Source organism: Kribbella sp. NPDC050459 (assembly GCF_040655315.1).
Lineage (GTDB): Bacteria > Actinomycetota > Actinomycetes > Propionibacteriales > Kribbellaceae > Kribbella.
In genome coordinates, this window is record NZ_JBFAJQ010000016.1 from 82211 (window position 1) to 102731 (window position 20521).

Annotated in this window: 20 protein-coding genes; 15 read left to right on the forward strand and 5 right to left on the reverse strand. The window is 68.7% G+C overall.

All coding sequences use genetic code 11. The features are described 5' to 3' along the window. Positions 1-58: 58 nt before the first annotated feature. From AB0I12_RS36455 to AB0I12_RS36470, 4 genes are all read left to right on the forward strand, one after another. A complete protein-coding gene (locus AB0I12_RS36455; RefSeq protein WP_359938985.1) occupies positions 59-1189 on the forward strand; it encodes an alpha/beta fold hydrolase in 1131 nt (376 codons plus the stop codon). A gap of 31 nt (positions 1190-1220) precedes the next feature. After that, the gene (locus AB0I12_RS36460; protein ID WP_359938987.1) at positions 1221-1508 is read left to right on the forward strand and encodes a DUF3040 domain-containing protein; all 288 of its coding nucleotides are present in this window, start codon (positions 1221-1223) and stop codon (positions 1506-1508) included. Positions 1509-1634: 126 nt separating this feature from the next. After that, positions 1635-4439 carry an AAA family ATPase gene (locus AB0I12_RS36465; RefSeq protein WP_359938990.1) on the forward strand — a complete coding sequence of 935 codons (2805 nt, stop codon included), beginning with the start codon at positions 1635-1637 and terminating at the stop codon, positions 4437-4439. Positions 4440-4575: 136 nt separating this feature from the next. Continuing rightward, positions 4576-5241: a DUF6875 domain-containing protein gene (locus tag AB0I12_RS36470; protein WP_359938993.1), complete on the forward strand. Its 666-nt coding sequence runs from the start codon at positions 4576-4578 to the stop codon at positions 5239-5241. Positions 5242-5517: 276 nt separating this feature from the next. On the opposite strand, the gene AB0I12_RS36475 is transcribed toward AB0I12_RS36470, so the two are convergent. Together AB0I12_RS36475 and AB0I12_RS36480 are read right to left on the reverse strand one after the other, a co-directional pair. After that, positions 5518-6336 (reverse strand): serine hydrolase, encoded by an 819-nt coding sequence (locus tag AB0I12_RS36475; protein WP_359938996.1) that lies wholly within the window; start codon positions 6334-6336, stop codon positions 5518-5520. 174 nt (positions 6337-6510) lie between these two features. Next, positions 6511-7176, reverse strand: coding sequence for a fasciclin domain-containing protein (locus tag AB0I12_RS36480; protein WP_359938999.1), 666 nt, complete (start codon positions 7174-7176; stop codon positions 6511-6513). Between the two features lie 190 nt (positions 7177-7366). On the opposite strand from AB0I12_RS36480, the gene AB0I12_RS36485 reads away from it, so the two are divergent. The 6 genes from AB0I12_RS36485 to AB0I12_RS36510 all read left to right on the forward strand — a co-directional run bounded on the left by AB0I12_RS36485 (position 7367) and on the right by AB0I12_RS36510 (position 13377). Then, on the forward strand, positions 7367-8455 hold the full coding sequence (locus tag AB0I12_RS36485; RefSeq protein ID WP_359939002.1) for a hypothetical protein: 1089 nt from the start codon (positions 7367-7369) through the stop codon (positions 8453-8455). 195 nt (positions 8456-8650) lie between these two features. Beyond that, positions 8651-10030, forward strand: a complete 1380-nt coding sequence (locus AB0I12_RS36490) for a glutamate decarboxylase (protein ID WP_359939005.1) — start codon at positions 8651-8653, stop codon at positions 10028-10030. A 27-nt stretch (positions 10031-10057) separates the two neighbouring features. After that, positions 10058-10885 (forward strand): hypothetical protein, encoded by an 828-nt coding sequence (locus AB0I12_RS36495; protein WP_359939008.1) that lies wholly within the window; start codon positions 10058-10060, stop codon positions 10883-10885. Between the two features lie 177 nt (positions 10886-11062). Then, the gene (locus AB0I12_RS36500; RefSeq protein WP_359939011.1) at positions 11063-12091 is read left to right on the forward strand and encodes a thiamine pyrophosphate-dependent dehydrogenase E1 component subunit alpha; all 1029 of its coding nucleotides are present in this window, start codon (positions 11063-11065) and stop codon (positions 12089-12091) included. A gap of 9 nt (positions 12092-12100) precedes the next feature. After that, complete coding sequence (locus AB0I12_RS36505; RefSeq protein WP_359939014.1) at positions 12101-13147, forward strand: alpha-ketoacid dehydrogenase subunit beta; 1047 nt, start codon at positions 12101-12103, stop codon at positions 13145-13147. Next, positions 13144-13377, forward strand: a complete 234-nt coding sequence (locus AB0I12_RS36510) for a lipoyl domain-containing protein (protein ID WP_359939017.1) — start codon at positions 13144-13146, stop codon at positions 13375-13377. The genes AB0I12_RS36505 and AB0I12_RS36510 overlap by 4 nt, the downstream gene beginning before the upstream one ends. Positions 13378-13413: 36 nt before the next feature. Here AB0I12_RS36510 and AB0I12_RS36515 read toward each other — a convergent pair whose 3' ends face one another. Beyond that, on the reverse strand, positions 13414-13755 hold the full coding sequence (locus AB0I12_RS36515; RefSeq protein ID WP_359939019.1) for a nuclear transport factor 2 family protein: 342 nt from the start codon (positions 13753-13755) through the stop codon (positions 13414-13416). Between the two features lie 207 nt (positions 13756-13962). On the opposite strand from AB0I12_RS36515, the gene AB0I12_RS36520 reads away from it, so the two are divergent. From AB0I12_RS36520 to AB0I12_RS36540, 5 genes are all read left to right on the forward strand, one after another. Then, positions 13963-14403: an SRPBCC family protein gene (locus AB0I12_RS36520; protein ID WP_359939022.1), complete on the forward strand. Its 441-nt coding sequence runs from the start codon at positions 13963-13965 to the stop codon at positions 14401-14403. A 135-nt stretch (positions 14404-14538) separates the two neighbouring features. Then, entirely contained in the window at positions 14539-15423 is an 885-nt protein-coding gene (locus tag AB0I12_RS36525; RefSeq protein WP_359939025.1) for an ATP-binding cassette domain-containing protein, read from the forward strand. Further along, positions 15420-16715 (forward strand): ABC transporter permease, encoded by a 1296-nt coding sequence (locus AB0I12_RS36530; protein ID WP_359939028.1) that lies wholly within the window; start codon positions 15420-15422, stop codon positions 16713-16715. Before AB0I12_RS36525 ends, AB0I12_RS36530 begins: the two co-directional genes overlap by 4 nt. A 42-nt stretch (positions 16716-16757) precedes the next feature. Beyond that, a complete protein-coding gene (locus AB0I12_RS36535) occupies positions 16758-17789 on the forward strand; it encodes an alpha/beta fold hydrolase (RefSeq protein ID WP_359939031.1) in 1032 nt (343 codons plus the stop codon). A gap of 49 nt (positions 17790-17838) precedes the next feature. Next, positions 17839-18573 (forward strand): isoprenylcysteine carboxylmethyltransferase family protein, encoded by a 735-nt coding sequence (locus tag AB0I12_RS36540; protein ID WP_359939034.1) that lies wholly within the window; start codon positions 17839-17841, stop codon positions 18571-18573. On the opposite strand, the gene AB0I12_RS36545 is transcribed toward AB0I12_RS36540, so the two are convergent. After that, positions 18570-19250 carry a response regulator transcription factor gene (locus AB0I12_RS36545; protein ID WP_359939037.1) on the reverse strand — a complete coding sequence of 227 codons (681 nt, stop codon included), beginning with the start codon at positions 19248-19250 and terminating at the stop codon, positions 18570-18572. The genes AB0I12_RS36540 and AB0I12_RS36545 overlap by 4 nt on opposite strands. Continuing rightward, positions 19247-20473: a sensor histidine kinase gene (locus AB0I12_RS36550; RefSeq protein ID WP_359939040.1), complete on the reverse strand. Its 1227-nt coding sequence runs from the start codon at positions 20471-20473 to the stop codon at positions 19247-19249. Before AB0I12_RS36550 ends, AB0I12_RS36545 begins: the two co-directional genes overlap by 4 nt. Positions 20474-20521 lie beyond the last annotated feature (48 nt).

A 20521-nucleotide genomic window follows, 5' to 3' on the forward strand; every position in this document is an offset into this window, starting at 1 on the left:
GCGACGAGGCTTCTCGGCGTCAGAGGCCCACATCGGTCACGTCGCGAAAGGAAGCCTCATGCGCACTCCCCACATCGAGCCGCCCGTTCCAGCAGCCAGCGAGCCCCGAAACGCTCTCTACGGGCTCTCGCGCCGCCGCCTGATCGGCACCGCCGCCGCAGCAACCGGAATGTCGCTGCTGGGCGGCCTGGCGACAGCATCCGCCTCCACGGCCGGCTCGAAGCCCGCCGACCTCGGGTCGGTCGGCTCATCGCCGCGGTTGCCGTCGGGGTTCACCAAGATCTTCAAGAGCCGTTTCGTCGAGGCCAACGGGATCCGTCAGCACGTCGTGGTCGGCGGTGACGGGCCGCCACTGCTGCTGGTGCACGGCTGGCCGGAGAACTGGTACGCGTGGCGATTCATGATGCCTGCGCTCGCCCGCGACTTCACGGTCGTCGCGCCCGACCAGCGCGGCATCGGGCTGAGCGAGACGGCCCGAGGCGGGTACGACGCGGCCACTCTCGGCGACGACCTGGCCGCGCTCATGACCGCACTGGGTCACTCGCGGTTCGCGGTCGTCGGTCACGACACCGGCTACATCATCGCGTACGCGCTCGCCGCGGATCATCGCGACCGCGTCGCCCGGCTGGCCGTCGCCGAGATCCCCGGCCCTCCGGGCGTCGCCGAGGACCCGAGCCTGTTCCTCCCGGACGCGTTCAACAACAGGGTGTGGCACATCCCGTTCAACCGGGTGAACGACGAGCTGATCGTGGACATGGTGCGCAGCAACGCCGACGGCTTCTACCGGTACGAGTACACGATCCAGAACGGCGGCATCGCGCTGCCGGAGTACGCAATCGAGTACTACATCAGCCTCTACAACCGCGACCGGGACACCCTGCGCGCGACCTTCGGGCTGTACCGCTCCTGGTTCGACACACTCCTGCAGAACATCGAACGCAAGAAGGCACTGCTGACGATTCCGGTGCTCGGCATCGGCGGAGCCAACAGCTGGGGTCCTCGTGCTGCTGGCGGTATGGAGTCCGCAGCCGAAGACGTGCAGACCCTGGTCATTCCCGGCGTCGGACACTGGGTCGCTGAGCAGGCCCCTGCGCAGATGCTGGAGGCGCTGACCACCTTCCTGGGCCCGTACCGTGAGGAAGCCGCCGCCCGCCTGCACAGCACGACCACGTCCGGCCTGCACCGTTGATCGACGTGGATTCGCACGCGTGAGGTGTGACATGCTCAATGACCACGAGCAGATGATGCTCGACCGGATTCGGCGTCAGTTGGCCGACGAGGATCCGAAGTTCGCGGCGGGCTTCGAGGCAAAGGCGCGCAGCCTCCCCGGCGGCCCGTCGGCAACGTCTCGCCGGCGCGCCTACGCCGTTCTGATCGTCGTCGTCATCGTGCTGGGGCTGATGCAGCTCATCGACGGGGAGAAGGGCGGCGCCCTCTTCATGGCCGTGATCGCCGGCGGCGTCTACATGGCCCGCCGTTTCGACTCACGAATCTCGCCACCCGGCTGACCTCCTGCGAGGTTCGAAGGTACCTGCTTGCCGGAGACTCACAGCGCGAGCATTGCGCGTCTAAGATCCGACCTAGGACAACGCTGCTCAACGCCAGAGGAGGGCCGGTGGGCAAGGGTTGGATGAGTGACGCGGCCGTGCGCTCCGGAGCCGGCGTTGCCTAGGCTGGAACCCGGCGCGTCCACGCTGGTCGATCGTCGCAGCGAACGTCAGGCGCTCGACCAGCTTGTCGCCGATGCCCTCGCCGGCGTGAGCCGGGTGCTCGTGCTCCGCGGCGAGCCCGGCGTCGGGAAGAGCGCTCTGCTGAGCTATTTGTCCGACCGTATCGTCCAGCTGCGTGTCGCCCGGGCGACCGGCGTCGAGTCGGAGATGGAGCTGGCCTACAGCGGTCTGCACCAGCTGTGCGCGGGCATGCTCGACCACCTCAAGCAGCTGCCGGCCCCACAGCGCGATGCGCTCGCGACGGTGTTCGGCCGGAGCAGCGGGCCTGCGCCCGACCAGTTCCTTGTTGCCCTCGCGACGCTGACGCTGCTGGCCGAAGTCGCCGAAGGGCAGCCGCTCGTCTGCATCGTCGATGACGCGCAGTGGCTCGACGATGCCTCTGCGCAGATCATTGGTTTCGTCGGGCGTCGTCTCGCGGCCGAGCGGCTTGCGATCGTGTGTGCCGCCCGTACCGGCAACGGCGCCGACGGCCTGGCCCGGCTCCCGGAGTTGTCCATCCGGGGGCTTCGCGACAGCGACGCCCGCGCATTGCTGCGACGCGTGATCCCGGGGCCGCTCGATTCGGCGGTCGTGGAGCAGATCATTGCCGAGAGTCATGGCGTTCCGCTGGCGCTGCTGGAGCTGCCGCGGACGCGGCAGAGCGCGGATCTTGCCGGCGGTTTCGGCGTGCTCGACAGTCGCCCGCTCGCGACCAAGATCGAACAGAGCTTTGCGGAGCGCCTTCTCCCGCTGGCTCCCGAGACACGGTTGCTCGTACTGACCGCGGCCGCAGAGCCGGTCGGAGATCCTTCGCTACTACGCCGCGCGGCCGAGATGCTCGGAATCGACATGGCCGCCGCCGCGGCGGCAGAGGATGTCGGTCTGCTCTACGTGCGCGAGCGCGTCGAGTTCGCCCATCCGCTCGTCCGGTCCGCTGCCTATCACTCGGCGACCGCGGCGGACCGCCGGCGGGTTCATCAAGCGCTTGCGGATGCCACCGACGTGGAAGCCGACCCTGATCGGCGGGCCTGGCATCGTGCCCGAGCCATCCCGGAACCCGATGAGGGCGTCGCCGCAGAGCTCGAACGCTCGGCCGGGCGGGCGCAGGCTCGCGGCGGTGTCGCGGCCGCAGCCGCGTTCCTGCGCCGTTCGGCCGCGTTGTCCGTCGACCGGACGAGCCGCGCGGATCGCGCGCTGGCTGCCGCGCAGGTGAGCCTCCAGGCCGGCGCGTTCGACGCGGCGCTCGAGATGCTGGCGGTCGCCGAGAGCACACCACTCGACGCTCTCCAGTCTGCCCGCGTGGGACTGCTGCGTGGGCATGTCATGTTCGCCCAAGGACTCGCCACTGATGCAGTGCCGCTGCTGATGGCTGCCGCCGAGCGGCTCACGCAGCTCGATCTCGGGCTCGCCCGCGAGACCTACCTGACTGCCTGCGGTGCCGCTCTGTACGGCGGGCCGGCGAGTGCCGACCTGCTGCTGGACACGTGCCGAGCCGCGCGTGCGCTACCGCATCCGGCGGGGAAGCCGCGGGCCGTGGACACGTTGCTGGACGGCATCGCGTTACTGGTCACGGACGGACGGGCGGCGGCAGCACCGACCCTGATGCGCACCACGAGCGACTTCTCCGGCAAGGACGTGCCGGTCGACGACTGCCTTCGCTGGGCGTGGGTAGCGACCACGGGCCCCAACGCCCTCTGGGACGACGACGGACTGCGCGCGATGTGCACCCGGCAGATCCGCGTCGCCCGCGACGCCGGCGCCCTGGCACGGATGCCCGCGCAGCTGGCCGCCCTAGGCGGTTCGTACGCTCGCAGCGGCGACTTCGCCTCCGCTGCCTCGCTCATGGCGGAATCGAACGCGATCACCGAGGCGACCGGAGCCCGCCTCGCGCCCTATGTGGAGATGGTGGTGCTGGCGATGCGGGGCAGCGAGACCGAGGCCGTGCGCCTGATCGAGGCGACGACGGAGCAGGCCGCTGAGCTGAGGCAGGGCATCGCGACGGACGTCGCGCGTTGGGCGGCCGCCATCCTCTACAACGGCCTCGGACGCTACGAACAGGCGCTCGGGCCCGCGATGGCGGCCAGCTCCTCACCGCTGAACATGTCGACTGCGATGTGGTCCTTGCCCGAGCTGGTCGAAGCGGCGGCACGGACCGGAGCGGTGGACGTCGCCCGCGACGCGGTCGAGCAACTCACAGCGACGACGCGGCCGGCGAGCACCGACTTCGGGCTGGGTATCGAGGCACGGTCGCGTGCGCTCGTCAGCGAGGGTGACGCAGCCGAGGCGATGTACCGGGAGGCGATCGATCGCTTGCGACGTACGCGCCTGCGGGCGGATCTCGGTCGCGCACACCTGCTCTTCGGGGAGTGGCTCCGCAGAGCAGGCCGGCAGTTCGACGCTCGCGAGCAGTTGCGCACGGCCCACTCCCTGCTCGGCGGCATGGGGGTGGATGCGTTCGCGGAGCGCGCTCGCGTCGAGCTCCTTGCCGCAGGCGAAACGATTCGCACGGGTGTCGCCGGAAGTCGCGACGATCTCACACCCCAGCAGGCGCAGATCGCGCGCTTCGCACGCGACGGCCTCTCGAACACCGAGATCGGCGCACGGCTCTTTCTCAGCGCGCGCACGGTCGAGTGGCATCTGCGGAAGGTGTATTCGAAGCTGGGCATCACGTCTCGCAAGCAGCTTCGCTCCGCACTGCGTGAGGGCGATCCGACGATCGCGCACCTCTAGCGATCCCTGGTCGCCAGGCGAGGGCGCAGGCCAGTGGGCTGACCAGGGTCTTCGACGGGCGTCACGCTGCCGCCTGCGGAGCACGCTTGTGGCGTCACGGACCACGACCCGCCAGGTCGTTGCGAAAGGAAACCCCATGACGACACCGACCACCAGTCTCTTCCTCCTCGATCACCTCGCGGACGACGCAATGACGAGTGAGCTCGCGCGGGGAGATCTCGACGCGCTTCGTGCTGTCGCGGACTGGATCGAGACGTTCGTCGTCAGGCCTCACAAGGATCTCGGCCGCCCTGGGCCTGTCTGTCCCTTCGTGCCAGGGGCGCTTGAACGCAACACGCTCTGGCTTGCTCCCGAGCAGCTGGCCGGTCAGGGAGTGCCGCAGGTTGTCGAGCTTCTGAACCGCTACCAGACCTTGTTCCTGGACACACCGCCGACCGACGGTGACGACGTGGACGGCAAGGTGATCGTTGTTGTCTTCACAGACTTGCCTGCCGATCGTGCACAAGGCCTTTTCGCTGATGCCTTGCAGCGGCTTGCGATTCCGTCGTACGGCGACCACGGAATCGTGTTCGGTGCGTTCTACGAAGGCAACGAGGGGACCGCGATCTACAACGGCAGCTTCCACCCGTTCACGTCGCCCGTGCCGTTCGTGTTCGTGAGGCGCGGCGTCATCAGTGACTGGAAGTTCTTCCTCGACAACGAGGAGTTGCTCAGGCTCTGGGGCCGTCGCTTCGGAGAATCGGCAGTCAGCACTCTCGCCGGGGAGCTACGCCGCCTGCCTTGGCGCGCGTGGCACGACTGACCCGACGCTGGCACCGTGGGCAGCCGTCGTGCTCGCGACCATCGTTGCCATGCCCTCGACCGTGCACGCTGAGCAACAACCAAGTCCAGTCCGGCGCGGCGACCAGGCAGCGTGTGCCCAACTGAAGCATCGACCGACGAGGCGCTTGGCCGCGGTCAAGCGTCCCGTAACGGTCAGCGCGCTGAACGAGCCGGCAACCTCCGCTGCTTGGCAAACCGTGCCGAGCGGGGACGTCGTCGGGACACAGGACACCGCCATCCCACCCGCCGGCCGGAGTCACCGTACTGCGGTCAGTTCGTGCCGGTTGTTCCAGGCTTCCAGCGCGATCGCCGCGATCAGCTGCTGCGCTGCCGACTCGGGGAGGTCGGACGTCGTACAGACGACCAGGACGAAGGGCTCCGCGTCCGCGGGGCGGACGATGCCGCCGTCGTGCAGGTTTCGGCCGGCCCAGCCGTTCTTGTGCTCGACACGGGTTCCGGCCGGCAGCAGCGCCGGGATCTCACCGTTCCACTGGTTCGCGGCCAGCAGGTCGCGCAGGTAGCCGTCGTTCTGCTTGCCGACAGCAATGAGCGCGCCGGCGAGTCCAGCTGCGCTGATCAGGTTGGTGATCCCCGCTTCCCGCGCGGTCGCGTCCTCGATACCGCGTTCGATCTTCGAGGCCGGATCGGCCGAGCTGGGAAGCGTGGACTCGATCAGAGCCGAGTGGGCCGCGTCGATGCCGACCAACTCGAGCACCAGGTTCGTCGCCAAGTTGCTCGAGCGGGTGATCATCTCGGTCGTCAGCCAGGCGAGTGACGCCTCGCGCCCCAGTCTTTCCCAGGTCGAGGGCGCGTCGTCATCGTCGCGGTCCATGCCGAAGCGGCCGCCGGCCACGGACGCGAAATCGTTGTGTACGGCGACTGGCTGGTCCAAGGCCAGCTCGCCGGCATCGACCTTTCGCAGCATCGCCATGGCGACCGGCAGTTTCATCGTGCTCGCGGCATAGTGAGGCGCCTCCGCCTCGTGCTCGAAGAGCACGGTGCCGTCCAATCGCCCGAGCCACACCCCGACCTGCCCGCTCCCGTCGATCCGGCCGAGCGTCTCCGCGATTCCCATGGGCCCACCCAATCACAAACCGTGAAGGTCGACCATGCAAGCAGACCCGGGCCCTTTCGCCGTACTGCCTCCGAGGCCGCCGATGAACCTGTGCGCTCTCGATGCACGCCGCAGACGTGCATCGAGAGCGATCAAGCTGCCTGAACGATTTCGGCGCCGGCGAGGCCGGAGAACTCAGATGTCGATCGGGCGGAGGACCAGCCAGATGCCGTGCGCGATCTGGCGGTTGCCCTTGTTGATGTCGAAGGCCCGCGGGTTGATCAGCGGGTTCGCGTCGTTGCGGTCCGCGTCGATCAGCCGGATCAGGCGGCAACGCCGGCTGAGCACGTCCACCTTGATGGTTCCGCCTGGCAGGGCTGTGGCCAGCCTGGCGCCGTCGGAGCGAAGCGCGGTCTTGCTGTTGATCGTCGCACCTGGGATCACGTGGTACAGCAGGACAGCTTCGATGGTGTTGACGCCGAGGAGACCGGCCAGGCGGCTGAAGAGCTGGCTCTCGGACCGGTAGGTCTTCCCGGTCAGGTCCTTTGCCAGACGCTGAAAAGCGCGATCGCTGGGCAGGAACGCGGTGAGCGGGACGGTCCCGTCGGCCAGCACCTTCACCGGGCTGTTCGGTTTGGCGGCCAGGACGGCGCCGACAGCCTGCGTCAGCACGTCGTAGTCGTACCAGTTGCGGTCGAAGGTGTCGCCGTCGGACGCCAGAACGCTGGCGAGGCTCTTGGTGCCCAGCGGGGCAGTGGCGCCGGCGGGCGAGGCGGTGGCGATGACACTGGTCGCAAGCATTCCGATCGTGACCGCTGCCGCGGCCAGGTGCCGGGTCAGCCGTCGTGAGGACTTGGGCATCGGACAACCTTTCGGAAGGGGAGCAGCTGCCCTTGGTGCAGCCGCTGTTGTGAGGTACTTCGCGTTCGTCACCCGCTGCGGATGCGACCCGGTACCGAAATCTTGTACCGCTGTCGTGCCTCAGGCTCCGTGGCGCTAAAGTTATGCACAATTTATGCACAACAGGCCGGACCGGTCGAGGGGGTTCGGGATGGACGGTAGTGACGAGCGGGCCGGCGACTCGCAGGACGACCCACCGGACCGACAGGTCGGATGGACCCGCGAAACAGCGGCGCGGTGGGCGCCGGAGTGGCTGGAGGTTCATGCCGCGCGCAGTCGGGCGTTGCTGCTCGATTTCGTCTCACAACGAGCGGAGGACCATCTCACGGCGCCGGGAGCGACCGTGCTGGACGCGGCTGTCGTGGGCGCGATCTCGAAGTCGGACATGGCGACCTCGACTCTCGCGTACCTCGGTTGGCTGTCCACTCGTCCGGAGTCCCAGGCGGCGGCAGCGGCCACTGCCGCACTGGAACTGCTGACGCTGGCTTCGGCCATCCAGCGCGAACTGTCCGATCGGCGGACCGGCGATCCCGGCGTTCAGGTCGAGATGACTCGCTGGGCTCGTTCCAGGGTCGAACGTCCGGGGACCTTCGGTAGATCGGCGACGGTCGTCCTCGGCGATCTCTGCCTGGTCTGGGCCAATCAGATGTTCGAGGAGGCAGGACTGCCGGCAGCGCTGATCGACCCCGCCCGTCCGATCTTCGAGCAACTGAGGGCGGACCTGGTGCTCGGTCAGCTCCGCGACCTCTACTTCTCCGACCTGCAGCCGAGCGTCACCCTCGCCGCCGACCAGATCGACCTCGGGGTGCCGGCGGTCGCCGGGCCGCTGCAATTCGGCGCGTCACTGGCCGGCTGCACACCGAGCACCCGCGACGTGCTGCGGCAATGCGGCGTCGCGCTGGGCCAAGCAATGCGGCTCCGGAGCGACCTCGTGCGGCTCCCGGAAGACCTGCGCCGCGGCCGGATGTCCACCACGATCGCCACGGCGTTCGAGTACGCCGATGCCGAGCTCGTACGCCGGATCAGTTGCCTGCCAGTCACCCCACTCGTACGCGCCGGCGAACGCGAACTGTGGATCCGCCAGTGGAACCACATCCTGGAAACGACCGAAACCGTAGCCAGGATCGAGACGCTGATCGCCGACCGCCTCCAAGAGGTCCGATTCTGCCTAGGCGTGCTGCCAGACCTCCCAGCCCTACCCCGCGCGGCCCTTCACATCCTGGCCGACCGAGTCGCTTGAAACCCCACCGCCCACCGCCCTGGCCGCCTCCGGAAACTCGTGACCCTCAGTCATCTCTTGGAGCGTACGGTCCGCGACCATCCACGCTCACCGGCAGCGCCTCGGCGTGTAGTCACCCCGACGGGGTGATGTTCGGTCGGAGCCGAGGTGCTGATGATGGCACGTCAGCAGGAGGGGCGCGGCAAAGGAGTCGTCGTGGGTGAGACGGAGCGGTCGTACGAGAAGAGCGCCGAGCTGTTCGGCAGCAGGTTTCTGGCGCAGGAGGTGCCGACCCACGAGTTTCCCCCTGCGGGGATGACGGCAACCGACGCGATGCGGCTGGTGGCCGAGGACCTGGCGCTCGAGGGGCTGCCGGCGCGGAACCTCGCCACGTTCGTGACGACCTGGATGGAGCCGGAGGCGCAGAAGCTGATCGCACTCAACCTGCACCGGAACTTCATCGATCACGCTGAGTACCCGCGGACGGCCGAGCTCGAGCAGCGCTGCATCCGGATGCTGGCCGATCTCTTCCACGCCCCCGGCGAGACGACGGGCGCGCGGACGCAGGGCTCGTCCGAGGCGATCATGCTCGGCGCGCTGTCGCTGAAGTGGAACTGGCGCCAGCGCCGCCGCGACGCGGGACTGCCGACCGACAACCCGAATCTCGTGTTCGGTGGCGACGTCCACGTGGTCTGGGAGAAGTTCTGCCGGTACTTCGACGTCGAACCGCGGATCGTCCCGCTCCAGCGCGGCAAGTACACGATCGGCCCCGAGGACGTCGAGCCGCACATCGACGAGAACACGATCGGCGTCGCGGCCGTCCTCGGTACGACGTTCACCGGCCACAAGGACGACATCGGCGGCATCAACGACCTGCTCGTCCGGATCAAGAAGGAGCGGCACCTCGACGTTCCACTGCACGTGGACGGCGCCAGCGGTGCGTTCGTCTGGCCGTTCCTGTATCCGCACTCCGAGTGGGACTTCCGGCTCGAGCAGGTGCGGTCGATCAACACGTCCGGCCACAAGTTCGGCCTGGTGTACCCGGGCATCGGCTGGCTGATCTTCCGGACCAAGGACGACCTCAACCCCGACCTGGTGTTCAAGGAGAACTACCTCGGCAAGACCGACTCGACGTTCACGCTGAATTTCTCGACCGGGTCGGCGATGGTGGTCGCGCAGTACTACAACCTCGTCCGCTACGGCCGCCCCGGCTACACCTACATCATGGAGAACATGCAGCGGAACGCCGAGGTGCTCGCCGACAAACTCGAGAAGATGGGCGATTTCCGCGTGATCGGACGCGAGTACGAGCGGCTTCCGCTGGTCGCGTTCAAGCTGACCGAGGGGCACGCGTACGACGAGTTCGACGTCGCCTGGCAGTTGTCCGCCGAGCGCGGCTGGATGGTCCCGGCGTACACGATGCCGCCGGACGCGCAGGACGTGACGATCATGCGGGCTCTGGTCAAGCAGACGCTGAGCCGCGAGCAGGTCGACACCCTCGCGCGGGACATCGAGGAGGCGTGCCGGACGCTCGAGAAGAAGGGCGGGGCGCACGAGTCGGAGCGCCAGAAGATGGTGGTCGGCTCCGGCCACTGACCAGGCAGATCGTGACGAGTCGCGACCGTGACCAGGCTGCCGGTCGACGTGCCGCCGGACGCGACCGATCTCGTGGTCGAAGGCCCGCGCCCGTTCGTCACCCGCGTGCAGTACCGGCGTGCCGACGGCCGCGTGGTGCAGTGGGAGGCACGAGCAGGCCGGAAGGCAGCCGGTGCGCGCGGATTCGGTACGACGTGGTGGGCGGGACTGTTGTTCGCCATCGGGTCGGCGTGTTTCGTCGTGGGGCCGATCCCGGAGTACGCGCAGGCCGTGGGTGGACACGGCGACGCGCTCACGTACTTCATCGGCTCGCTGTTCTTCACGTCCGGCGCCTACCTGTCCTACCTGCAGGTGGTGCGGCAGGCCGGCCATCGCTGGTTCGCGTGGGCGCCGCGCAGCCCGGGATTCTGGGCCTGTGCGATCCAGTTGGTCGGCACGCTCTACTTCAACGTGACCACGTTCGCCGGGCTGTTCGACGTACCGTCCGATCTGGAGAACCGGATCGTCTGGCGGCCGGACGCGATCGGCTCGGTGTGCTTCCTGGTGTCGTCGGCGATCGCGTTCGCGGAGGCTGGGCACCGCTGGTGGTCGTGGCGGCCCGGCCAACGCGACTGGCACATCACCGCCCTCAACCTGTGGGGCTCGGTGTTCTTCGGCCTGTCCGCGATCGGCGCCCATGTCACCTCCGCCGGCGAGTTCTCCAACGTCCAACTCGCCAACGGCGGCACCTTCCTCGGCGCCGTCTGCTTCCTCATCGCCTCCCTGCTGATGATGCCCGAGGGCCGCACCGCGGCCGCGTCGTCCGGTTCAGGTGATGCTGTTCATGATCGCGAGCCCAAAGACTCAGGCGCATGACGCCTTCCCGCGCTGCCGCTCGCCGCGGCCCACTTCCTGGACGTAGCGGTGGTGACGTGCATAGTCTCGAAAGTGGCCAGTCGGCCTCTCATGTGATGTCCGCGCTGGCCGTCAGGGAGCCCAGCGATCTGCACGCCGGCACGTGTCCGGCGCGAGACTCATGCACTGGAGGTCGCGATGACGACACACGCTGCACCCTCGACGTCGAGCCCAGAGCCGGGCGGAGGCTTCGTAGACCCCGACGTGCGGGTGAGGCTCTACGAGACCATGGTTCTCTGCCGCACCTACGAGGAGGCGATCCTCCGGGAGTACCACGCAGACAAAGGGCCCGGCTTCGACATCGGCAAGGGGCTCGTCCCCGGGGAAATGCACCTGTCCGCGGGGCAGGAGCCAGTAGCCGCCGGCGTGTGCGCACACCTGACCGAGGAGGACGCGGTCACCGCGACGCACCGCCCGCACCACCTGGCGATCGCGCATGGTATGGACCTGCGGAGGATGACCGCGGAGATCTTCGGCCGGGAGACCGGTCTGGGCCGCGGACGCGGTGGCCATATGCATTTGTTCGATCCCGCTACGCATTTCTCGTGCTCTGGGATCATCGCCGAAGGCTATCCGCCCGCGCTGGGGCAGGCGTTCGCGTTCCAGCGCCGCGGCGGTGGCCAGGTCGCTGTCGCGGTGACCGGTGAGGGCGCCGCCAACCAGGGCGGGTTCCACGAGTCGCTGAACCTGGCGGCCCGCTGGGCGCTGCCCGTGGTGTTCGTGGTCGAGGACAACGACTGGGCCATCTCGGTGCCGCGGTCGGCGTCCACGGCGGTCGGCTCGAACGCCGACCGTGCAGCGGCGTACGGCATCCCGGGCGATCGGGTGGAGGACAACGACGTCGAGGGCGTCTACGACGCCGCCCGGCGTGCGGTCGCCCGAGCCAGGGCGGGGGAAGGGCCTTCGCTGATCGAGGTACACACCCTGCGGCTGTGGGGCCACTTCGAGGGCGACGCCCAGGGATACCGTCCAGAGCTCGCCGACGTGTCGGCGCACGACCCGATCCCGCGCTACGAGCAGACACTCCGTGCGGGCGGCCACCTCGCCGACGCGGCCGTGGCCCGGATCAAGGACGCGGCGAAGGAGCGGGTCGAGGACGCGATCACCTACGCCAAGAACAGCCCCGTGCCCGACCCTGCGTCGGCCACTTCCTACGTGTTCGCCTAGGAGACGACGATGACGATCATCGACACCCCGGCTGCACCGGCGCCCCGGGCAAGCCACCGGCTGACCACGTCCAAGGCGATGGTCGAGGCCATCGCTCAGGAGATGGAGCGCGACCCCTCGGTGTTCTACCTGGGCGAGGACGTCGGCGCGTACGGCGGGATCTTCAGTTCGACCACCGGGCTGCTCGAGCGGTTCGGGCCCCAGCGGGTCATCGACACCCCGATATCGGAGACCGCGTTCATCGGCCTCGGCATCGGTGCGGCGGTCGAGGGTATGCGTCCGATCGTGGAGCTGATGTTCGCCGACTTCATGGGCGTGTGCCTGGACCAGATCTACAACCACATGGCCAAGATCCACTACGAATCCGGCGGCAACGTGAAGGTCCCGATGGTGCTGACCACTGCCGTGGGCGGAGGCTATTCCGACGGCGCGCAGCACTCACAGTGCCTCTGGGGCACGTTCGCACACCTGCCGGGCATGAAGGTCGTGGTCCCCAGCACCCCCGCCGACGCGAAGGGTCTGATGACGTCGGCCATCCGTGACGACAACCCCGTGATCTACCTGTTCCACAAGGGCGTCATGGGTCTGCCCTGGATGGCGAAGGACGCCCGCTCCACCGACGAGGTACCCGAGGGCGACTACACCGTGCCCATCGGCAAGGCGAGGGTCGCCCGCGAGGGCAGCGACGTCACGGTGGTGACCCTGTCTCTGTCGGTGCACCACGCCCTCGACGTCGCTGAGAGCGTTGCCGGTGAAGGCATCGACGTGGAGGTGATCGACCTCCGCAGCTTGGTGCCGCTGGACCGCGAGGCGATCCTGACGTCGGTGGGCAAGACCGGCCGGCTCGTCGTCGTCGATGAGGACTACTCCTCGTTCGGTCTGTCCGGTGAGGTGGTCGCGACAGTCGCCGACCACGACCCCAGGATGCTGCGGGTCCCGGTGCAGCGGGTCGCGGTGCCCGACGTACCCATCCCGTACGCCCACGCACTCGAGTACGCCGTCCTGCCACGCCAGGACAGGATCGAGAAGGCCGTACGCACTGCGGTGGCCGGATGACCGACGTCGTTTTCCCCGCACTGTCGAAGGAAACACCGGACGCGGAGGGAGTCCTGGCTACCTGGTTCGTGAGTGACGGCGCCACCGTCACCGCTGACCAACTGGTTGCGGAGGTCCAGGTCGAGAAGGTTTCGGCAGAGGTGGCGGCACCCGTCGGCGGTGTGGTGCACCTGTTGGTCGCGGAGGAGGCGACCGTGAAGCAGGGGAGCCCGATCGCCCGCATTGAGTGAATCGCGGGCGAGAAGGCCGCGGCGGCGAACCGGCGGTCAGCCGGGTTGGACGGTGTAGACCACGGTCTGCACGCGGATCATGCCGTCCTGGAAGATGAAGGTGTCGATGCCGTCCTCGACCTTTCGGCCACCTCCGGTCGCCTTCCACTCCAGGTACAGCACATCGTCGGCGAACACCGTTTCCAGGTCCCAGGACGCCTGCGGGACGTCACCGAGCAGCTGCGTGAAGACCTGCCGGGCTCCGTCCTTGCCGCGGTAGACCTGTTTCTGCACGACGAGGATCGCGTCGTCGGCGTAGTCGCTGATGATGTCCTCCAGGTTCTCCGCGCCCAGCGAACTGCCGTGGTGGGCGAAGATTTCTTCGGGAGTTCTCGCCATGATCGTCTCCTCGCTCGAACAGTGGGCAACTCGCTGCCGATCCGCCTGTTTCCTTGAGTTTCTGCCGGTCCGCGGAGCTTGTCCACGCCCCAGCATCACAGCCGGTCCCAGGATCCCGGCTGCGCATCGTGGAACGATGGACGCGGACGCAGTACCGCACTCGAGTCGTACGGGGCCTCGGCTGGAGGACCGGAGGGGAGGGCCGCCATGGCGCGCATGGGTGGAGAGGTCACGATCGACGCGCCGGTCGAGGAGGTCTTCGACCTGGTGGCCGACGAGAGCAACGAGCCGCGCTACAACCCGCGGATCGTTCGTGCTGACAAGGTGAGTGACGGACCGATCGGCACAGGTACACGCTTCGTCGCCGAGCCCAAGGGGATGGGCAACCGCGGCCGGATGACGGTCGAGATCCTGGAGTACGACAGGCCGCGTCGGCTCCACAACATCGTGCGCTCGTCGTACATGCAGGTCGACGGCACGCTGACCTTCGAGCAGGTCGGGGGCCGGACGCGCCTGCGGTGGGACTGGGACATGCGTTTGATCGGGCCGATGCGGGTGCTGTCGCCGGTCCTGAGCCTGGTCGGCCCGAACTGGGAGCGCCGGAACTGGGAGGGGTTGAAGCAGTACATGGAGTCCGGCCGCCGCTGAGCTGCGTTGCCGGCACCGCCCTGGATCCGGTTCACCTCCAGCCGTTCGGATGACGGCCATGTGCCCCGCTCCGGAGGTGCCTTTGTGCCCTGACCGTGAGGGGCATGGCGGGGACGCTGGAGGTGGAGGTGGATCGTGCTTGCTTTCGATTCGGCGGTGAAACGGTTCGGCTCCGTCGCTGCGCTGGACGGATGCACGTTCGAGGCCCGACCGGGCCGGATCACCGGATTTCTCGGGCCCAACGGGGCAGGCAAGACCACAGCGATGCGCGCAGTGTTCGAGCTCGTCCGGCTGGACGCCGGCAGCGTGTCGTGGCGGGGTGCGCCGATCACCGGTGCGGAACGGGCACGGTTCGGTTACATGCCCGAGGAGCGTGGGCTGTACCCGCGGATGCGGATCCGGGACCAGTTGCTGTACCTCGGCGAATTGTGCGGCCGGACGACCAGGGACGCCGGGAGGATCGCGGAGCACTGGCTCGGGCGGCTCGGGCTCGCGGACCGGGCCGCGGACCGCCTGGACACGCTGTCGCACGGCAACCAGCAGCGGGTTCAGCTGATCGCCGCGCTGGTCAACGAGCCCGAACTGCTCGTGCTCGACGAGCCGTTCGCCGGGCTGGATCCCATCGCCATGGGCGCCATGGCGGATCTCCTGGCCGAACTTGCCGCAGCGGGCGCGACGGTGCTGTTCTCCAGCCACCAGCTCGACCTCGTCGAGGAACTGTGTGAGGACGTGGTCATCATCGACAAGGGGCGCGTCGTGCTCGCCGGCGATCTGACCGACCTGCGGGCGGCAGTCCCACAACGCTTTGTGGACATCCGCTACCGCGGGCTCCCTCCGGACTGGTCGAGGCTGTCGGCGGTCCAGGTCGTCGAGACCAAGGACGGCTATGCGCGTCTGCGAGTCGACCGCGACACCGACTTGTCGGCGGTCGTCGGCGCCGCAGGCTCCAGTGGTGTCGTCTCCTTCGCCTATCAGCCCCCGACGTTGTCGGAGCTGTTCCGGCGGGCGGTGGCGGCATGACCGGCCTGCGGCAGGCATGGCTGGTCGCTCGCCGGGAGCTCCGCGAGCGCAGCAGGTCACGGAGCTTCCGGGCAGGCCTGATAGTGATGCTGTTCGTCGTCATCGCCTTGATCGTGGTGCCGGCGAAGTTGGACATCGGTGGCGGACCCAAGGACGTCGGCGTGACGAGTGCCGTCCCCAGCGCGTTGTCATCGGCCATCCTCGCCCAGGGCGGCGCCGGCGGCGCGACCGTTCGCCTGCACAGGTACGGCGATGTGTCCACCGCGGAGGAAGCCGTCCGCGCGCACGATCTCGACGTGCTCGTGGTCGACGCACGCCGGGTGGAGTGGCCCGGCAGGGTGGACGAGGAACTGCAGGCTGTCGTCACCGGAGCCATTCGGCTGGTCGCTGTTCAGGAACGGGCCGCGGCCGCCGGCATCGGGCCCGATGACCTGCGTGCCCTGATGGCGCCCGTTCCGGTCGAGAACGTCGAGCTCGGCTCGGCCGCCGGACGCAGCCCGGACGACGAATTGGCCGCCATCGTGATCACGACCCTGTTGCTGATGGCAATCGTCATCTACGGGAACCTCGTCCTCACCGGCGTGGTGGAGGAGAAGTCCAGCCGAGTTGTCGAGGTGCTGCTCGCGCGCATGCCCGCCCGGGTGCTGTTGGCCGGGAAGATCGCCGGCATCGGACTACTGGGGTTCGCCCAGTTCGTCGTGACCGCGGTGGCGGCGCTGCTCGCCGCTCTGGTGATCGACTCCGTCGACCTACCGGCGGTCCGTGCCGGCGTACTCGCCTGGGCGGTCGTCTGGTTCGTGCTCGGCTATGCCCTCTACGCCATGGCGTACGGCGCGCTCGGCTCACTCGCATCTCGGACGGAGGACGCGCAGAGCGTCGCCGGGCCTGTCGGCTACGTGCTGATCGCGTGCTATTGGGGTGCATTCCTCACGGTCAGCGCGAAACCCGACGGGGTGTGGGCACGGACGCTCTCGCAGTTCCCGGCGACCGCGCCGTTCGCCATGCCCGGCCGGATCGCGCTCGGCTCGGTCGCCTGGTGGGAGCCGCTGCTCGCCGTGACCCTCACGCTCGCTGCCATCGCCGGACTCGTCGCGATCGCCGGGCGCGTGTACACCAACGCGATACTCCACAGCGGCGCGACGCTTCACTTGCGCGACGCCTGGCACAGCGAGGTCCGCCCGTCGCGCGGCATCGGGCAGGACGACCGCCGTGACTCCGGCGGAGCGCCCGCCTCCGACCGCGATCGCCGTACCACCGCACGATCCGCCACCGGTCGATTCGGACGCAAGTGACCGCCAGAGCCCTGGATGGTCCAGATGCTGTTCACTGGTGTCGTGGGTGCGCAGGATCAGCGCCGTGGGACGGCGCCTTTGGCCGACGGCGCGCGGGTGGCCTATGCCCTGACAGGCAGCGGACCGTACCTGCTGGTGGTGCCGGGATGGCTCAGTCATCTCGAGCTCGGATGGGCCATCCCAGCCGAGCGCATGTTCCACGAGTCGCTGTCGTCCGGCCGCACCTTGGTGCGCTACGACCGCCCTGGTTGTGGCCTCTCGGCGGCGTACGTCGGTCCTCGCACGATGGCGCTGGAGCTTGCCACGATTGATGCGGTCACCGAAGCGCTCGGCATCACCCGCTGTGACGTCCTGGGGTGGTCGCTCGGCGCGGCGGTGGCTGCGCAGTGGGCCGCCGATCAGCCGGAGCGGGTGTCACGTCTGGTGCTGTACGGCGGATGGGCGACCGGTGATGCCATCGGCGACGAGGACAGCAGGCGGCACGTGCTCGGACTGCTCGCATCGCACTGGGGTCTGGGATCGGACCTGCTCACCGATCTGTTCGCGCCCGAGGCTGATGCCGGCACGCGGCTCGCGCTCGCCCGCTACCAGCGTGCCGCCTCCTCGCCCGAGACAGCGGTCGCGTTGTTGGGTCTCGCCTACGCCCTGGACGTGCGTCCGAGCCTCGCGCGGGTGCGGGCGCCGACACTGGTGCTGCACCGACGCGGAGACCGCGCCGCTCCCCTCGAACAGAGCAGGGCTCTCGCCGACGCGATCCCAGGCGCCCGGTTCGTGGCGCTCGCGGGTCGCTCGCACCTTCCTGCCATCGGAGATGTGGAGTCGATAGTCGGACAGGTACGACAGTTCCTCGGACTGCCCCGGCTGCGAAGGACGGTTCCTACGGGCCTGACCGCCCGCCAGACAGAAGTCGCGGCGCTCGTGGCGGACGGCCTCACGAACCGGCAGTTGGCCGACCGTTTGGGCATCACCGAACGATCCGCCGAGTCGCATCTCGAGCGCATCCGGCTGCGGCTCGGATTCAGGTCCCGCTCCCAGATCGCAGCCTGGTACGTCGCGCGAGACGCGCACAAGTGAGGTAGTTCCACGGCTGCGCAGGGGACTACCCGGCCCGGAGCATGGAGACATGTCCCGACGCCGTGTCCAACTCCTCGTCTCGGCCGCTGCCTGGTTGGGGTTCGTCGTCATCACTGTGTGGACGATGGCCTTCCTCGCCGGAGTCGTCGTCCCCAGGACCGTCGACGGCCCGCACCGCACGACCACCGTTCATGCGATCGCTGTCGACCTCGCGCTGGTGTTGTTCTTCGCCGTCCAGCACTCGGTGATGGCGCGTCGGCAGGTGAAGTCCTGGCTGAGACGGTGGATCCCGGCGGCGCTCGAACGCACCACCTACGTGCTGGCGACAGACATCTGTCTCGCTCTCCTGCTGGTGCTCTGGCAACCGTGGGGCGGGCGGATCTGGCAGGTCGAGGGTTGGCTATCGGTCATCGCCTGGTCGCTCTTCGCCGTGGGCTGGGCGCTGGCGGTCTGCTCGACGTTCGCGGTCGACCACCTCGAACTCGTCGGGCTGCGGCAAGCCGGATGGGCGGCCGCTCGAGATCCGGGTCAGACGGCCGACCTGTACGTCGGCGGTCTCTACGCCGTCGTCCGGCATCCGTTGATGACGGGCTTGGTCCTGGCGTTCTGGGCGACACCACGGATGGGCGCATCCCATCTTGTCTTCGCCCTCGCCGCGACCGGATACATCGCCGTCGGGATCAGGTTCGAGGAGCGCGACCTCCGCACCACGTTCGGAGCGGCGTACGACGACTACGCTGCCCGCGTGCCGGCCGTCGTGCCCAGACTGCCAGACAGGGCCTAGGGCGTGACGAGACCGGTTTGGAAGGCGATCACCACGAGCTGTGCCCGGTCCCGGGCTCCGAGTTTGCCCATGGCGTGGCTCACGTGGGTGCGGGCGGTGGCGGGGCTGAGGAACAGCTTCGCGCCGATCTCGTCGTTGTTCAGCCCTTGTCCGACGAGTGCGAGGATCTCCCGTTCCCGGCCGGTCAGCACTGCCAGGCGGGCCTCGGCTGTCCCGTTGGCAGCCCGGCGTGTGGCGAACTGTGCGATGAGACGCCGCGTGACCCGGGGTGCGAGCAGCGCTGCGCCGGCGGCCACGACGCGGATGCCGTGGAGCAGTTCGGCCGGTCCGGCGTCCTTGAGCAGGAAGCCGCTGGCACCGGCTTGGAGGCCCTCGAAGACGTAGGAGTCGGTGTCGTAGGTGGTCAGGATGAGGACCCGCACGTCCTGCAGCCCTGGGGTGGACGCGATCGCCCGGGTCGCCTCGATGCCGTCCATCGTCGGCATCCGGATGTCCATGAGTACGACGTCCGGGCGTTGGACGCGGGTCTGCTCGACCGCGTCGGCTCCGTTGACGGCTTCGCCCACCACGGTGATGTCGTCCTCGGCGTCCAGCAGCAGCCTGAATCCGGACCGGACGAGACCCTCGTCGTCGACGAGCAGGACGCGGATCGGCTCGACGGCCGGCGAGGCGTTCATGCGTGCACGGGCGCGGTCGGCGAGAGCGGGAGTCTCGCGGCTACCTCGAAGCCTGCCGCAGTGGTCGGCCGGGCGTCGAACGAACCACCGAGCAGCTGGCACCGCTCCCGCATCCCGAGATGGCCACGGCCACGTCCGTCGGTGCCACCTGGTGGCGTGGGTGCGCTGCCGTCCGCGCGTCCGTCGTCGGTGACACGCACGTCGATCGCGTCACCGTCCGATCTCACGGAGATGACGACCCGAGTCGGGCCAACGTGGCGGATGACGTTGGTGAGTGACTCCTGCACGATCCGGTAGACCGCACTGTCGACCGCGCTCGGCACGGGCCGCGTGGGCTGCGTGGGCATGGCTGCCTCGATCTTGACGTCGAGCCCCGCGTCCCGGGCCTGTGAGATGAGATCGTCGAGCTGACCGATGCCCGGGTGCGGCGCTCGGCCGTCCTGGTCGTCGCGGAGTACGCCGAGGATGGTCCGCATCTCCTGCAGTGCCTGGGAACTCGTCCGCTCTATCGCCTCCAGCGTCTCGCGCGCCCGCTCCGGGCGCTTGTCCAGGACGTACGCGGTGACGCCGGCCTGCACGTTGATGACAGCGATCGCGTGCGCGACGGTGTCGTGCACCTCGCGAGCGATCCGCAGCCGTTCCGCGTCGACCCGGGCACGCGCCTCCTCCTCGCGGGTCCGTTCGGCCAGTTCGGCCCGCGCGACCGCCTCGGCCGCGATGACGCGTCGTGACCGCACCGATTCGCCCAGGGCGGCGCTCATGACCGCGGCGCCGATCCGGAAGTACACCCACCCGATCGCGGCCCGCGGCTCGATGTCCGCCGCCGCCACCAGCCAGACGGCACTCAGTACGGCGATCCAGGCACCCGCGATCAGCAGCGATCGCCGGCCGTCGCCGAGGGCCGTGAGCGTGTACAGAGCCACGAACAGCCCAAGCCAAGCCGGGCCGTCGGGAAAGTCGAGCGCGTAGTAGATCACGCTGCACAGGCCGGCGGCGACGAAGACCAGCACCGGCCAGCGCTGCCGGACGGCGACGACCGCGCCGCTGGCGACCAGTAGCACGTAGCCCAGGTGACCGAGATCGGTGAGCGGACGCAGCACCGCCGTGGGGTCGGCCGCGTTCCGCACGATGGTGCCTTGGATCTGCATCACGGTGACGAACAGCGCCAGCAGGATGTCGCCTGCCCACGACGGCAGGCGGAACGACCGGGCGCTGACTGACATGCCGAGATCATAGGCCGCGGTGCGAGCTCGGCGCCTACGATCAGGAGC